Source organism: Haloferula helveola, from assembly GCF_037076345.1.
Lineage (GTDB): Bacteria > Verrucomicrobiota > Verrucomicrobiia > Verrucomicrobiales > Akkermansiaceae > Haloferula > Haloferula helveola.
Genome location: NZ_AP024702.1, coordinates 4,352,865 through 4,368,229, shown reverse-complemented (window position 1 = coordinate 4,368,229; position 15,365 = coordinate 4,352,865). Strand labels below are relative to the sequence as shown.

8 protein-coding genes are annotated in these 15,365 nt (G+C 63.6%); 7 read left to right on the top strand and 1 reads right to left on the bottom strand.

The features are described 5' to 3' along the window. Positions 1 to 4: 4 nt before the first annotated feature. The 3 genes from HAHE_RS16405 (at position 5) to HAHE_RS16395 (ending at position 4,432) form a co-directional block, all read left to right on the top strand. Positions 5 to 1,045 carry a hypothetical protein gene (locus HAHE_RS16405; protein WP_338685927.1) on the top strand — a complete coding sequence of 347 codons (1,041 nt, stop codon included), beginning with the start codon at positions 5 to 7 and terminating at the stop codon, positions 1,043 to 1,045. A gap of 108 nt (positions 1,046 to 1,153) precedes the next feature. Then, positions 1,154 to 4,042 (top strand): sulfatase-like hydrolase/transferase, encoded by a 2,889-nt coding sequence (locus tag HAHE_RS16400; protein ID WP_338685926.1) that lies wholly within the window; start codon positions 1,154 to 1,156, stop codon positions 4,040 to 4,042. Between the two features lie 81 nt (positions 4,043 to 4,123). Next, on the top strand, positions 4,124 to 4,432 hold the full coding sequence (locus HAHE_RS16395; RefSeq protein ID WP_338685925.1) for a Dabb family protein: 309 nt from the start codon (positions 4,124 to 4,126) through the stop codon (positions 4,430 to 4,432). A 4-nt stretch (positions 4,433 to 4,436) separates the two neighbouring features. Here the strand turns inward: HAHE_RS16395 and hrpA are convergent, their stop codons facing one another. Continuing rightward, complete coding sequence (gene hrpA / locus HAHE_RS16390; RefSeq protein WP_338685923.1) at positions 4,437 to 8,225, bottom strand: ATP-dependent RNA helicase HrpA; 3,789 nt, start codon at positions 8,223 to 8,225, stop codon at positions 4,437 to 4,439. A 132-nt stretch (positions 8,226 to 8,357) separates the two neighbouring features. On the opposite strand from hrpA, the gene HAHE_RS16385 reads away from it, so the two are divergent. The 4 genes from HAHE_RS16385 to HAHE_RS16370 all read left to right on the top strand — a co-directional run bounded on the left by HAHE_RS16385 (position 8,358) and on the right by HAHE_RS16370 (position 15,357). Beyond that, positions 8,358 to 9,044: a sigma-70 family RNA polymerase sigma factor gene (locus tag HAHE_RS16385; protein WP_338685921.1), complete on the top strand. Its 687-nt coding sequence runs from the start codon at positions 8,358 to 8,360 to the stop codon at positions 9,042 to 9,044. After that, positions 9,041 to 9,301: a hypothetical protein gene (locus HAHE_RS16380; protein WP_338685920.1), complete on the top strand. Its 261-nt coding sequence runs from the start codon at positions 9,041 to 9,043 to the stop codon at positions 9,299 to 9,301. The genes HAHE_RS16385 and HAHE_RS16380 overlap by 4 nt, the downstream gene beginning before the upstream one ends. Before the next feature lie 5 nt (positions 9,302 to 9,306). Next, complete coding sequence (locus HAHE_RS16375; protein WP_338685919.1) at positions 9,307 to 9,732, top strand: hypothetical protein; 426 nt, start codon at positions 9,307 to 9,309, stop codon at positions 9,730 to 9,732. A 225-nt stretch (positions 9,733 to 9,957) separates the two neighbouring features. Further along, positions 9,958 to 15,357 (top strand): hypothetical protein, encoded by a 5,400-nt coding sequence (locus HAHE_RS16370; protein ID WP_338685918.1) that lies wholly within the window; start codon positions 9,958 to 9,960, stop codon positions 15,355 to 15,357. Positions 15,358 to 15,365: the final 8 nt, after the last annotated feature.

Here is a 15,365-nt window from a genome sequence, read left to right as displayed (position 1 = left end):
ACCCATGACAAGCTCCACGCACGCTGCCTTGCTAACGGCGGGCACGATCCTCTTCAGCAGCTACCTCGCATCCGCAAACACGCTTCTGGATGACGACTTCGATAACAATGACCTCGCCACCAATTCCGGCATCGGCGGCGGCTTCGTCATGCAAACCAACGGGGTCAACACAGATGGCTCGGTTGCTGAAACCGGCACGATCGCCCGAATCACAGAGGGTAACGGCTCCAATACCACGGGCATTCGAAGCATCAATACCTTCGATCTATCCGACTCCGGGCTGACTTACACCGTCACATGGGAGGTGTCGGGCTGGGACTTGGAAGACACCACCGGCACTGTGAGGAGGCTGCTGTTCGCATTGCAAACCAACGACAGCTTTCCCTTTGCGGGAGATAATGAGGAAAGCAGGATCATCGTCGATCTGGACGCGGAGGCCGATCGAGCCTATCTCCGCTACCAGAACCGGTCCGGGGGAACCAACAACAACTTCACCACGGCTGACTTCAGCGTCGGGGCATTCGCGACTGACACCGATGGCTTCACGGCGACGATGACCCTCGACTCAAGTGGATTCAGCTTCACCACAACCGGACTCGATGCCACCACCCAGGTCAACATCTCCGACACTTGGGCGAATCTGCTGGATGATGATGACCCCGGAACTTCTGCCGATTTCGCCACCGTTCTTGGGACCGATGGCCCGATGCATGTTGCCATTTACAACCAGAATATCCGAACCACCGGTCAGGTGCTCGACATCGACCGCATCAGCATGGCGGATTCGATCACATCGTCTCTCCCCATCGTGCTGAAGATCTCCCCGAACGGCGCAAACTATGACTTCGAGTGGAATAGCCAGGAAGGGAAGGTCTACCGCCTGGTGAGTTCCACCGACCTCGCGGCCGCGATCAGCACCTGGGCGACGTACAACGACGGTGTCACCACCTACGACAGCATTGCTCCCTCGGGGACGGGCACCAACACGCTCATGAATGTCATCCCCATCGGCACAAGACGCTTCTTCGCGGTGATCGAGGATTAAGCCCGAAACACCGTGCTCCCGAACCGCCCCAATAGGAGCCTCGAAGATCGGAACGTTCCGACCGGCCGCGGCACAAGGTGCACCTCCGAACTCCTTTGACCCTCAAGCATGACCCATCCGGAGAAACTTGCCCTTGGACTTGCCTTGATGCTGATTGCCGGATCCGCATCCGCAGCGACCGGCACACTGCTCGACGACGACTTCAACAATGGCAACCTCGCCACCAATGATGATACGGGCGGCGGCTTTGTCATTCAGGATAATGGGGTAAACACCATTGGCTCGGTCAGCGAGAGCGGGTCGTCGGCCCAAATCATCGACGGCAATGGCAGCAATACGACGGGCATTCGCAGCGCCAACGCGTTCGACATTTCGAATTCGAGTCTGACCTACACCACCACGTGGGAGGTGGACGGCCTGGACTTTGGTTCGGCCGGTGGCATTGAGCGGGTATTCTTCAGCTTGCAGACCAACGACAGCTGGCTCTTCGCGGGAGATGCCGAGGAAAGCAGGCTACTGGTGACGGTCGATGCGCAGAGCGACAATGCCCTGTTCCGGTATCAAGACCGCTCGTCGGGCATCAACGCCAATTCTGATGCCCCGCTCTTCGGTCTTGGCGGTGATTTCTCGGGTGATGCCGATGGATTCACGGCCACGATGACGTTGGATTCTACGGGCTTCACCTTCACGACCAGCGGACTTGGTGCCCCCAATCAGGTGAACATCTCGGGCACATGGGCGGATCTGGGCACTGACTTCGCTGCCGTTCTCGGCACGGATGGCAGCATGCACGTTGCGGCCTATGTCCAGGACACCGGCACGACCGGCTCTTCGTTCGACATCGACCGCATCACGCTCACCTCGGCAACCGCTCCGGACGTGCCCGTCATCAGTTCCTTCACCGCCGATTCCTCGTCAGTTGAGGCGGGAGGAACGGTCGAACTCTCCTGGGAGGCATCCAACTTCGACACCCTCACTCTCGACCCCGGAGGCATCGATGCGGCGGCTCTCACCACGGAAGGAGGCGGTTCGACCGTCGTCACGGTTAACGAAGCCACCACCTACACCCTTACCGCCACGCTGGGCACCGAAAGCGTGCAGTCCCAGGTCACGGTGAATCTTCAGGTGGTGGCAGACCGTCCCAACGTCCTGGTTTTCCTCGTCGATGACATGGGGATCACCGACACTTCCGTTCCCTTCATCCATGACGGCTCCGGGAATCCCGTGTCCTACAACTTCAACAACTTCTACGTCACTCCGAACATGGAAGCCCTGGCTTCAACGGGGATGACGTTCACCCAGGCCTACGCCACTCCCGCTTGCAGCTCCACGCGTGTCAGCCTGATGACCGGATTCAACACGCTCCGCCACGGAGTGTGCATGCAGGTCAATCCGGCAGGCGTCATCGCCCCCAACGCGGTGGCACCGTTCACCACCACCCATAGCACTCCCAACAACTGGAGGAGCACCGGAATGGCGGCCGCCGACGCCTCCACCTCCATGCCCAAGGTACTCAGTGATGCCGGCTATCGGTCCATCCACTGCGGCAAGGGCCACTTCGGCTCGAACGGGAGCTATGCCTCGGATCCCCTTGCGGTCGGATTCGACGTCAACCTCGGCGGCAGCTACCGAGGGCAGCCCCCGTCCTACACCGGAAACTACGGGGGAGACCTACCGAACATGGACCCGTGGGAGAACACCGGGACCTTCCTGACCGATGCCCTCACTCAGGCCATCAATAGCGCCATCGAAGACGCGGTGAATGATGGCGTCCCGTTCTTCGGCTACATGTCGCACTACGCGGTCCACTCGCCATTCACCACCGATCCGAATGCCACTGGGGATTACTCGACCGGGGTGAACAGCAACCACCGGGCCTTCGCCACCATGATCGAGGGTATGGACCAGTCGCTCGGCGGCATTCTCACCAAGCTCGACCAACTGGGCGTGGCGGAGAACACGCTCGTGATCTTCCTCGGCGACAATGGTAGCGATTCACCTGCGGCGACCCCCGATGGCTTCGCATCCGGTTCCTTCAGCGATTTTCCGCTGCGGGGCAAAAAGGCCACCGAATGGGAAGGCGGCATTCGCGTGCCGATGCTTGTCTCGTGGGCCAAGCCGGACCCCGGAAATGCCTTTCAAACGGCTCTTCCCATCGCTGCCGGGAGCCGACAGGACGACATCGTGACGGTATGGGACATCTTCCCGACGGTCCTCGGAGTGACCGGTGTGACTCCGCCGCACGCCCTCGATGGACATGATCTCTCGCCCTACTTGCAAGGCACGCCCGGCACCCACCGTCCGCAGGAAATGTTGATGTATTGGCCGAATGATCATAACGAGGACTACTTCGCGATCTACCGCGAGGAGAACTGGAAGCTGATCTATCGCTTCGCCCCTGATTCCTTCGAACTCTACGACCTCGACGCCGACCCGACCGAGTCGGTTGATGTCTCCGGCACGAATCCCGAGCGGGTCATGACCATGGCCCGCGGGATGGCGCGCAGCTTCGACGGTGGCTGGGGTCCATTGGGAACTCTCTGGCCGACCTTCAACGAGTCGTCCCGGCCCTACTCCGACGACCCCTTCCACACTCCTCAACTCCCGACGGTGGATGTGGATATGGACGGCATCCCCGACAACGACGAGGACATCAACGACAACGGCCTGGTCGACAACGGCGAAACCTCGGCAGACAAGTCCGACACCGACGGCGATTCCACCGGCGATGGCGCGGAGGTCCGGCTCGGGCTCGATCCCCTGGATCCGACGGAGGCCTTCCGCGCAACGATCACACCGCTGCAGGCGGGCGATTTCCGGTTGTCATGGCCATCCGCGCCAGGCACGAGCTTTCAGATCCACGGCAGCTCCGGCCTGACGGAATGGCTGCCTTTCGGAGGAATCGTATCCGCCGATGCGGGGACCGAGACAATTCGTGAAATCACGATTCCCGGCTCGCCCGACAACTACTTCTTCGAGATCGAGCTTCTGCCGTAAAAGACTGCGGCGCCGCAACGGCTCGGGAGCGTCGAGCCCAGCTCTTGCGCGCTCCGGCTCCGCCCGCTATGCCCCCGGGGCATGGAACACCACGTCTATTTCTGGCTGAAGGAGGAGCACAAGAACGAGGCCGACCTCGCCGCCTTCGAGGCGGGGCTCGACGAACTCCTCAAGATCCCGCTCATGACCGGCGGCATCTGGGCCACTCCGGCGCCTGTGATGGAGCGGCCGGTGGTCGACCAGTCGTGGGACTACGCGACCTCGGTAAGCTTCGCCAACGTCGACGATCAGGACGCCTATCAAAGCCACCCGGACCACCAGGTGTTCATCGACAAGTTCTCGACTTGGTGGGAGCGCGTGCAGGTGCGCGACCTGCTGCCCGGCCGCTGAAGGCTCACCAGCCTTTCTTCAGGGCCTTCTCGCTGACCTTCATCGCCACCGGCACATCCGGGGCGAACAGCGAAATCCGGAACTCCTCGAGCAACCAGCCGTAGGCCCACAATGCCGGATCATCCGGCTTGGCGGTCCACGCGACGAACCACGGCTGCCAGTAGTCGCGCACGCGGTCCATCTTCTCGAGATCCTTGGCGATCGGCAGGCTCTTGAGTCTTCCGATCCGCGACAGTATCGCCTTCGGGAAGCGGGCGTAGTCGGTCAGACGGGCGAATCCCGCGTGCCACGCGAAACGGCTGCGGAAAAGCCACGCCAGTTCCTCATCGAGGTCGTCGGCGATCTCTCCGAGGTGACGGTCCTCGCGCATGCCGTGGAGCTTCTCGCGCACCGGCTGCAGGGCCTCGACCGTCGCATCCATCGCCTGCCCGATCTTCAACGCCGCGCCCCACCACTCACCGCGCGCGATCTCGGCCCGGCGCTCGAATTCCTCCGCGGTCGCGATGCGTCCCGTCCCGAGCGCACCTTCCGCCGCTAGGGCGATCAGATCCGACGGGTCGCAGTTCATGCGCGGCAACTCGACCTTCGCCATCAGGCCCAGCGGCATCTTCTTGCGCACGTAGGCGACCTGCTCCGGTTGGCGGAGCATCAGCAGCCGCGCGACACCCGCCCGATGCGACTCCGCCGCTTCGGCCGGCTTCGAAAAAGCCCGCGTCCCGACGCAATCCCCCTCGTCGACCAACGCGGGATAGGCCGTCCCCGAGCCAAGTTCCACCTCCGATGGAATCTCGAACTCAGGCCACGTCTTCAGCCCGCTGCTTTCCCACTCCTCGTTCGCCGACTCCTCGAACCGTTCGGTCACCAGTCGACCGAGTGTCCGCTTCAACCCCGGAAGATCCGAACTGAAACCCAGTTCCTTGCCATCGTCGTCGCAGATCCAGACCTTGGTCACCAATTCGTCGGGCAAGCGTGACACATCGAAGTCGCCCGCTTCGATCTCGAACCCGGTCACGCGACTCAAATACTGCGCGAGCCGTAGTTCACACGGGGCATCCTTCTCCCGATCCCGCCACTCGTCGGAGAAGCGCGCCGCATTCTCCGCCACCGGCTGGCACGAACGGCGCAGGTCCTTCGGCAACGAGCGGATCATCCACTCGGCACGACGCTCAAGCTCTCCCGGAACCCCCCACCCCGGCAGCCAGTCCGGCACATGCGGCAGTTGGTCAATGTGCACGCCAAGCGTCACGCCGTCGTCGCGGGCCCCGGGGTCGCATTGGTAGTAAACCGCGTATTCCTGCCCATCGTGCCCGACCCAGTCGGGAAAGCCCGTGAGATCCAGTCCGTCCAGATCCTCCAGCACCACATCCTCGCGACCGGGCAGGTTGGTCTCCTCGTGATCCTTGCGCCAGCGATGGAAGGCCTTCGCGGTGCTCATCCCCTGCGGCAGGCGGCTTTCGTAGAAATCCAGCACCGCCTCCTCGCTCCAGAGCCCGTTGCGACGGCGCAGCTTGTGCTCGATCCCCTCGATCTCCTCACGCAGTTCCCGCAGCCTGTCGACGATCCGCGACTTTCCCTTCACACCGCCCTGCATCAGCCCCTCGCGGATGAAGATCTTCCGCGCCGCCGACGGGTCGATCCGCCCGAAGTGCACCCGGCGACCGCTCACGATCGGCAGACCGCCGCAGATGACCGTTTCCTTGGCGTACACCGCTCCCTGGCCCTCCTCCCAGTGGCCGTCGGAGTAGCGGCTGCGGCAGAGATGCGGCGCCACTTGCTCGACCCATGCGGGATCGATCCGCGCGAGGCGTCGCGCCCACAGCCGGGTCGTCTCGACCAACTCCATCGCCATCGACCACTCCCATCGTTTGCCGCCGAAAAGTCCCGAGCCGGGAAACACCGCGAAAAACCCGCCGCTCGCCGAGCGATACGCCTTTTCCTCGCGATCCCACAACCCGAACTGCCGCGGCACCCCGGCCAGCAACGCCCGGTGGAACGCCGCATAGTCCGGCAACTCCACCGTAGCTGGAGCGTCCCGCTCCAGTCCGTGCAAGGAGCGTCCCGCTCCCCTTTGCCTTTTCCCCCTTCCCCGACCGACAACCTCCCCACCAAACTGCTCCGCCAGTTCGTCATGCACGTTCCGCCACTCCGTCACGCGACGGTAGTTCACGAAGTTCTCGCGACAGAACTTCCGCAGCCGGTTGCCATGCCAGCCACGCCCCTTGCGGAATGCCTGCACCTCATTCCACAGCCGCAGCATGGAAAGGAAGTCGCTTTCCTCGTGGCGCCACTTGCCGTGCGCCTTGTCCGCCTCCTTCTGCTTTTCCTTCGGCCGCTCGCGCGGGTCCTGCGTCTCCAGTCCCGCCACCACCGGCAGCACTTCGGCCAGCACTCCTTCGTGCTCGGCCTCCATCAGCATCCGCGCCAGACGCGGATCGACCGGCATCCGCGACATCATCCGGCCCGACTCGGTCAGCTCCTTGTCGCGGTCCAGCGCTCCGACCTCGCGCAAAGTACGATACCCTTCGGAGACCGCCTTCGGTGCCGGCGGATCGAGAAACGGAAAGCTCTCGATCTCCGGCAGCCCGAGCGACTTCATCCTCAGGATCACACCCGCCAGCGAACTCCGCCGGATCTCGGGATCGGTGAACTCCGGCCGCGTATCGAGATTTTCCTCGTCGTAGAGCCGCACGCAGATTCCCTCGCTGATCCGGCCGCACCGCCCTTTCCGCTGCCGGGCGCTCGCCTGGCTGACCTCCTCGATCTGCAGACGCTGCACCCCCCGCCCCGGACTCCACCGGCTCACGCGCGCCAGCCCCGAATCCACGACGCAAACGATCCGTGGAATCGTCAGCGAGGTCTCGGCCACATTCGTCGCCAGTACCAAGCGCCGCTTCGGCCCCGGGTGAAATACCCGCTGCTGATCGCCCAGGCCGAGCCTCGCGAACAAGGGCAGCACCTCGGTATTGCGATACCGCCGCCCTTCCAGTGCATCGGCGCAGTCGCGAATTTCCCGCTCGCCGGGAAGGAATACCAGCACATCCCCCGACTCGCCGGTATCGGTCAGCCAATCAACCGCCCGCACCACGCCATTCGCGAGATCCTCGTCCTCGTCACCCGGCAGGAACACCTCATCCACCGGAAAGGTCCGCCCTTCGGCCTCGATGACCGGCACCGTGGCTGGAGCGTCCCGCTCCAGTCCGTGATCGGAGCGTCCCGCTCCGAAAAACCCCGCGAACGCCCCCGCATCGAGCGTCGCCGAGGAGATCACCAACTTCAGGTCCTTCCTCCGCTCGAGCAGCCGCTTCAGATATCCAAGCAGGAAGTCGATGTTCAGCGAGCGCTCGTGTGCCTCATCGAGGATCAGCGCGTCGTAGCGTTTCAGATTCGGATCCCCCTGCGTCTCAGCCAGCAGGATGCCGTCGGTCATGAATTTGATCCGGGTCTCCTTCGACGTCCGATCCTCGAAGCGCACCTGATACCCGACGAACCCGCCCAGCGGCACCTTGAGTTCCTCCGCCACCCGCTCCGCCACACTCGCCGCCGCGATCCGCCGCGGCTGCGTGCAACCGACCAAACGGGGCGAGCCGGGAGTCTGACCCTGCGCTCCACGCTCTTCGCTCTCCGCTTGCAGCGCCTCCACCACCATCTTTGGGAGCTGCGTGGTTTTTCCGGAGCCCGTCTCGCTCACCACCACCACCACCTGCGAGCGCCGGATCGCGTCCACGATCTCCCCGCGACGCTCGACCACCGGCAGCGCCTCGGGATAATTCAATGTCGGCAGTTTCCGATCCATCCGCTCCGCGCGCGGACTAAAGGCCGGTCGGGAGGGCGTCTCAAGCGTGAAGCCAAGCTGGGCAGGACCACTTCAGAAAAAAATGACGACTTCGCTGTAACACCCGCCCCTCTCCGTCGTCACCGACTCTGGATGGCCCAGGCTCTGACATTTCCGGTCGCGGATGTCGCACGTTTGTTCTTCACGCGTTGCGAGAGCCCTGCCCAGCATCGTGCGAGTTCCCCCGTTTTGGCAGAAGACCCGACCCCCGCGACGAGCGAATTGCTCCGGAGCTGGCTCGGTGGCGATGATTCCGCCGCCGAGGAGCTGGTCGAGCGGCTCCACCCGCTGGTGGCGAAAATTGTCAATGCCCACCTGCCCCGCCGCGAGCAGGTGAACGACCTGCTGCAGGAAATCTTCGCCAAGGTTTTCTCCCGTGCCTCCCAGTTCAAGGAAACCAGCCCGCTGGAGCACTGGGTCGCCCGGATCGCCGTCAGCACCTGCCGCGACCGCCTCCGGCACCACTCGCGCCGGCCGCACCTGCTGTGGTCGGAGCTCTCGCCCGACGAACAGCTCGCCTACGACCGCTTCGCCAGCGACGCGTCGGCCGTCCTGCTCTCCCCCGATGAAGCCCGCTCGCTGCTGGAACGCCTCCTCTCCCGGCTTCCGGTGGCGGAGCGGGCGCTGGTCGTCTGGCTCGATCTCGAGGAACGCCCCATCGCCGAGGTGTCCGACCTCACCGGCGCTCCCGCCGGCTTGGTGCGGGTCCGCGCCTTCCGCGCCCGCCAGCGCCTGCGCCAGATCGCAGCCTCACTCCCCAAAGACCTCTACCTGCCATGAATCCCGTCGATTCCCTCATCGCCCGAGCCCGCGAAGCCGGAACACCCGAACCCGGCGCCGCCCCGCCCGGACTCGCACGCGCGGCCCTCGCCCGAGCCCGTGCACTCAAGTCGGAACCGCACTTCGTGTTCCGGGCATCACTGGTCGGTGCCGCATGCGCTTGCGCGGTCGCCGCCGTCGCCATCGCCACAGCACCGCCGTCGGTACCCGATGACCTCTTCGACCTCGGCCGTCCCTCGTCCTCCTCCCCATTCTGACCCCCATGACCTGGACCCAGCGTCTCATCTCCGGCGCCGCGATCGCGCTGATCTTCGCCGCGGGCTTTCTGACAGGCAGCCGCTGGGGCGGCACGTCCGCACCCGAGGCCGAGGAAGCGGACGAGAGCTCAGGTCGCCGCACCCACGAGGAACGGCTGGCATTCATGGACGAGCGCCTCGGGCTCGATGACTCCCAGAAGGAGGCCGTTATGGCGTCATTCCTCGAGTGGGAGAAAAACCTGCGGAAACTTGAAATCGACGACGACGAAGCGCGGTTGGGGCTGCTGATGGATTGCTTCCAGGAAATGCGCACCGTGCTCAAACCCGAGCAGGAGGACGATTTCGAAGCCATGTTCCGCGAAATCCGGCGCCGCAAAACCAACGAGATCCGGCGGATGCAGCGGCTCTTCGACAAGACCTACGGACCCTAATTGCCAACGCCGCTATTCCGCAATCAACCACCCCCGAATGAGCTCGAAGTCCCACCCAACCACTGCCCTGCAGTCTGCCTCCGCAGGCCGGGCGTCCCAAATTCGTGTCCATTCGCGTCCATTCGTGGTTCCGCATCGCGCCGGTCCGGACCGTCAGGACTGACAACTCTCATGCTTTTCCCGATCCCCGCTCCCCGATAGCCTCGATCCTTCCCCTTTCCCGCCATGACTTCTCCCTTCGCCCGCGCCATCCTGGCCAGCCTCGCTCTCACCGCCGCCGCCTTCGCCAACTACACGCCGAGCATCCTCAACTTCACCATCGACTCCGGCGACTTCGTGATCGACTCGGATGCCAGCCGCGGAGGCGTTTCCTACGAACGCGACCTGATCAAGGTCTCCGCCAACCTGTCGTTCACCTACACCGGCAGCGGCCCGACGTCGGTGAACTACCGCTGCGACTACCAGCTCCTCGATGCCAACGACAATGTGATCCTGCTCAACAACGGCTTGGGCGGCACGACCACCACCTACCAAGGCAGCACCTTCACCGTGAACGGCTCGATCGGGCTGTCGGTGAATGACGAATTCCAGCCCGCCGAAAAACTGGAGTCCTACCAGCTCTACCGCGTCCGGATGCTACTGAAGAAACAGAATCCGCCCCTCATCATCTACCAGACTCAGACCCAGGAAGACACGGCCTCGAAGCGACTCATCCACTTTACGAACACGGCGTCCGGCGATGCGGCGGTCAATGTCCGCGGTTACATCGACTCGCTTGAGTGGACCAAGCGCTACGCCTGCGACACCGATCCTTCGAACGACAAGTTCACCGCGACCGCCACCCTCAAGCTGTTCCGCTACGACGCCTATCTGGCGGCCTCACCGTCCACCGACATCGTTCCCCACCGGATCACCTACGAGTTGGTGGATGCAGGCGACCAGAGCGTGATCGCGATTGCCGGAAATACCACCGGACCGGGCTACAGTCTCGATCAGCACGACACCGCCGGCAGCGTTGAGATCCCCTACGAAAGAACGGTCGTAAGGGAGTTCAACGTCAACCCGAACGTCCAACTCGACCCGGTCAACACCACCTACTACGTCCGCGCCGTCCTCAGTCACGAGGAGGTGCCCGGCGACCCCTACATCGACGACACCGGAACCTACGGCTCCCTGCCAAGCACCCTGCTCCACTACAACGGCACCGTCATTGCCGACAACGAGACCGATGAGATCGTCATCACCTCGCTCACCAACGATCCCTACACCCGCGGGTTCACCCCGACCCCCGGCTACATCATCACCATCGTCACCGTCGGCGACTCGCACATCGAAGGCAACGAAGACTTCGAGGTCGATTGGGACACGCTGGAGTATTTCCTCTTCCTCTACCCCGACGGCACCGCGCGCTACACCTCCGCAACCGACCTGACGGTGATCGCGCCGGACGACCCCGACATCGGCACCAGCGCCAACGTCCGCTTTCAGCGGGACGACATGTATTTCGACAACGATGGCCTCCACGGCAACGTGAAGGTCTTCCTGCCGGCCGGCATGGGCGCCTATGCCGGAGATCCCACCGCTCCGTCGAACCATGTGCTCCAGTCGATACTGGATACCGGAGCCCGGGTGTTCGACCAGGACCTGACGCCGGAGGCCACGGTGATCATCATCAACCCGCCCGATCCGGGTGACGTCTGGCACATCCGCGAGGAAACGAAACCGGTCGAGATCACCGCCAACAACATCCTGTGGAACGTCAACACCGGCGAGTTCGCTCCGGGAACCCCCGTCGGCGGCGTCGATCGCGCGCGCTACGTCCGCCGCTTCGAAATGGACTTCCTGGCTGCCGCACCGATCCCCGCCGCCGAAAAGGAGCTGTTCTCGAACGAGCTCTACTACAACCACCTCAACCCGACACCGGCGGCGCTCACGACTTGGAACACCGACGGCAACGGCGTGGCCCAGCTCGACACCACCTTCGCCATCGATCCCGGCGATTTCCTCACCCACTTCCCCTATGGCGCCGAGCTTTCCTGGACGACCCAGGGCTCGGTCGAGATCGATGACGACCTGGTGGTGCCCGCGACGTCTTCGCTGCCCGACGCCGGACTGGTGACGATGGATTGGAAACGCCAGTGCGACGACACATGCGGCACCATCTCCAACGCGACCACGGTCCTCGACCCGACCGTCGCCACCGCCGCCTTCCAGTTCACCCGCGACGGCGGACTGGATGTCGCCGGCCCCTACATCAACCTGAGTTCGCGGCGCGACCTTGTCATGGGCTACATCGACGCGCTCTCGACGAGTTCGAACATCTACGCCCACGACACCACCACCTTCGACAACGGCCGCTTCCTGATGGCCGGTCACGCCATCGACGCTGCCGACTTCAGCCAGACCGAGGACGACGGCCCGGGCGTGCTGCTCAACACCGGCTACGACACCGCCGACCTGAACAACCCGGAGCGCCCCGGCGATGCCGACTACGCCGACGGCCTCGGCGATTACCCGGGCTTCAACTATCGAGTCGCCGATGAGACCGCCGCTCCTACGGCGGTCTCCGTACTCGGCGGTGAGCCGACCCCGACGTACACACTTGGCTCACGATCGAAATACTACACCCGCCTCGGCGGCGTGTCGGGCATCCACGAGCCGGCATCGAATCCGTTCACCGGGCCGGTGATGATCTACGGCTACGAGTTCGAGTTCACCAGCTTCGGCCTCTCGTTCCTCGACAGCGAGGTGCATGACTCGATCACCGCAGGGAACGTCGACATCCCTTCGCCCTCGAACTTCACGCTCGATTTCGACCCGCTTTACTTCAACTGCCTCGGCGGCCTCACCACCGCGGAAATCCCAGGAGGTTCCTTTGATGAGGATCTCGACTTCTGGAACGCCGACTTCACCGGTATCTCGGCTCACTTCCAACCGGCCATCGGCGCCGATTGCGATCCGTCCGAAGCCAATCTGGTCGTCGGGGTCCGCACCTACGCGTCCAACATCGCTCCAGCCCTCGCCGGCTCGCTGGGCTTCCACCCGGACGGCAACCTGATCACCGAACAGGACGCACGACTGGAAGGCATCGACTCCCGCCTCAGCCTGCCCTCCTCCATCGAGTTGGCGGGACCCGACGGCGAGATCTACAACTTCTTCCCGACCCACGACGCCTACTACGAGAACTTCGAGCACTCGTCTTCGGTGGTCGGCCAGCTTTCCTTCCCCGGCCTCCTTGACGTGCCGTTCTTCGAGGATCTCGAGGTCCACTTCCAGACCGGCACCACCGAGGCGAACACCACCGACACCATTCACATGATGGGCGGCTGGCCGACCGATGGCGTGATCACCGCTGCCGACTTCGATACCGACAACCGATCCTACCCGGCAACCACCACGCTCGATGCCTACCGCGACCTCACCGACCCGGACCACCGGATCCATGCGCTCCAGACTTGGATCGGTGTGGTGGACTTTGACTACTCGCTGGACTGGGATACCACCACGCGCTCGTTCAGCGCTTACGAACCGGTCGAGAACGACTTGATGGTCGTCACGACCGAACACGAACTGACCTATCTCTCCGCCGAGAATGCCGAGATCGACTTCGGAGCCAACCTCGACCTCGGGTTCCCCGAGATCAACCTGTCGAACATCGCGATCGATCTCGTTGAGAACACCGGCGTCCAGTCGGCAATCGAAACGGCGATCTCGGAGAACGTCACCGGCGCGCTGATCAGCGGCATCGACTCGTCCGCCGAGCTGCTCAACGACCGGATGGACGAGTTCTACGACCGGATCTTCGACGAGGCCATCGAGCCGATCATCGACGATCTCTACACCGACATGGACGCCGTCACCGGGTTCGGAGCGACCACGGCCCGGATCACGCTTGTCGAGGACTACCTCTGCAACAACGTCGATTCCGTCGTCGACACCCTGCTGGCCATCGATGGCGCGGTCGGCACCGCCGGCTCGGTGATCGACGAGGTCGACCAGGCCCTCGCCCGCCTGCAGATCGCGATCCGCACCGTAATCGGGCGCGTCGAGGTCTCCGGCGGAGAGGTGATCATTTCCACCGGTGAGATCACGGTGCCCGAGGAAGCCGTGATCACCGCGGGCGGCATTCTCACCGAAGGCATCTTCGCGGACACCGACGGCGACGGCTACGACCTCGCCGAACTCCTCACCGCCGCACTGATCGAGGAGCTTGCACCCGACATCGCCGACTCGCTTTCCGCGGTCCTCACCGACATCGCTGGGGACCTCGCCGCAAAACTCGGGGACGAACTCACCGCGCAGTTCGAGGACGCCGGGCCGACCATCGAGCAGGTCAAGCAAGTGCTGCTCGAGCTTCACAATACCATCCAGGATGTCCGCGACGCCGGCCTGCTTTACTCCGAGATTTCCGACGTAATCCTCGCCGCCACCTCCGACATCGAGAACGCGGTAACGAGCGCGAAGGATGACATCACCAGCTTCCTCGATACCACCCTGTGGAGTGAATACACCGAGGAGGAAGTGAAGGAGGTGATCCGGCTGGCGATCCGTGACCGCTTCAACGCTTCGCCGGCGATCGCTTCGGTCCAGGCGACCCTCAAGGCCTACATTTACGACATCGATGCCGCGATCAACGAGGCGATTTCCTCGGCATTCGGCGAGGTCAACAAGATCATCGGCCGCCTGCTCGACGACGCCCTGCCGGCCGACGGCGCGCTGGCCGGCATGCTCGACGACGTCGCCGACATTTCCGCGACGGCCAACATCGACGGCTACGCCCACATCAATGGCGACGCCTTGCGCACCCTGCGCCTCGACACCGACATCCAGCTCAAGCTGCCCGACGACTTCGAGTTCGCGGGCTACATCGAGATCAACCAGCTCGACTCCGACGGCGACGCCTCGTGTTCCTTCATGGGTGGCGAGGGCGAATACGCCGCCGAGGTCAAGATGGGCGCCACCGACATCCCGGTCGGCTGGGGCGGCGAGGGCTTGCGCTTCGATGTCGGCACAAAGTTCACCTTCGACACGTCCTCCGGATTCGCGCTGCGCGGTTTCGGCGGCTCGTTCGAGATGACCCAGGGCGAGATCGGTTTCGAAAGCATGGCGGTCACCTCGCTCGGAGCCGCGGCGATGTTCGGCAAGGACGAGAACTACCTCGCCGCGCAGGTCGGTCTGCAGTTCGACAGCTACGAACTCGAGGGCGGGATCTTCTTCGGCCGCACCTGCACGGTCGAGCCGCTCGAACTGGTCGATCCGGATGTCACCAAGGTCCTCGGCGATCCCCCCTTTACCGGCATCTATGCCTACGGCGAGGCTCAGATCCCGATCGTCAACGCTTCCTGCTTCTTCAACCTCTCGGCCAGCGCCGGCGCCGGCGTGTTCTGGTTCGAGGAAGGAAACACCTACGGCGGCAAGATGACCGTCGGCGCCACCGGCCGCGCGTTGTGTGCAGTCGGAGTCGGCGGCGATCTCACGCTGGTCGGCTCGAAGAGCGGCAACAACTACTCCTTCTTCGGCCGCGGCCGAGTATGGGGCGAGGTCGGCAAGTGCCCGATCTGCACCTCCTTCAGCGAACAGGTCGAGCTCACCTTCAAGAACAACAAGTGGAGCTACGACTTCTGATCCCCTTT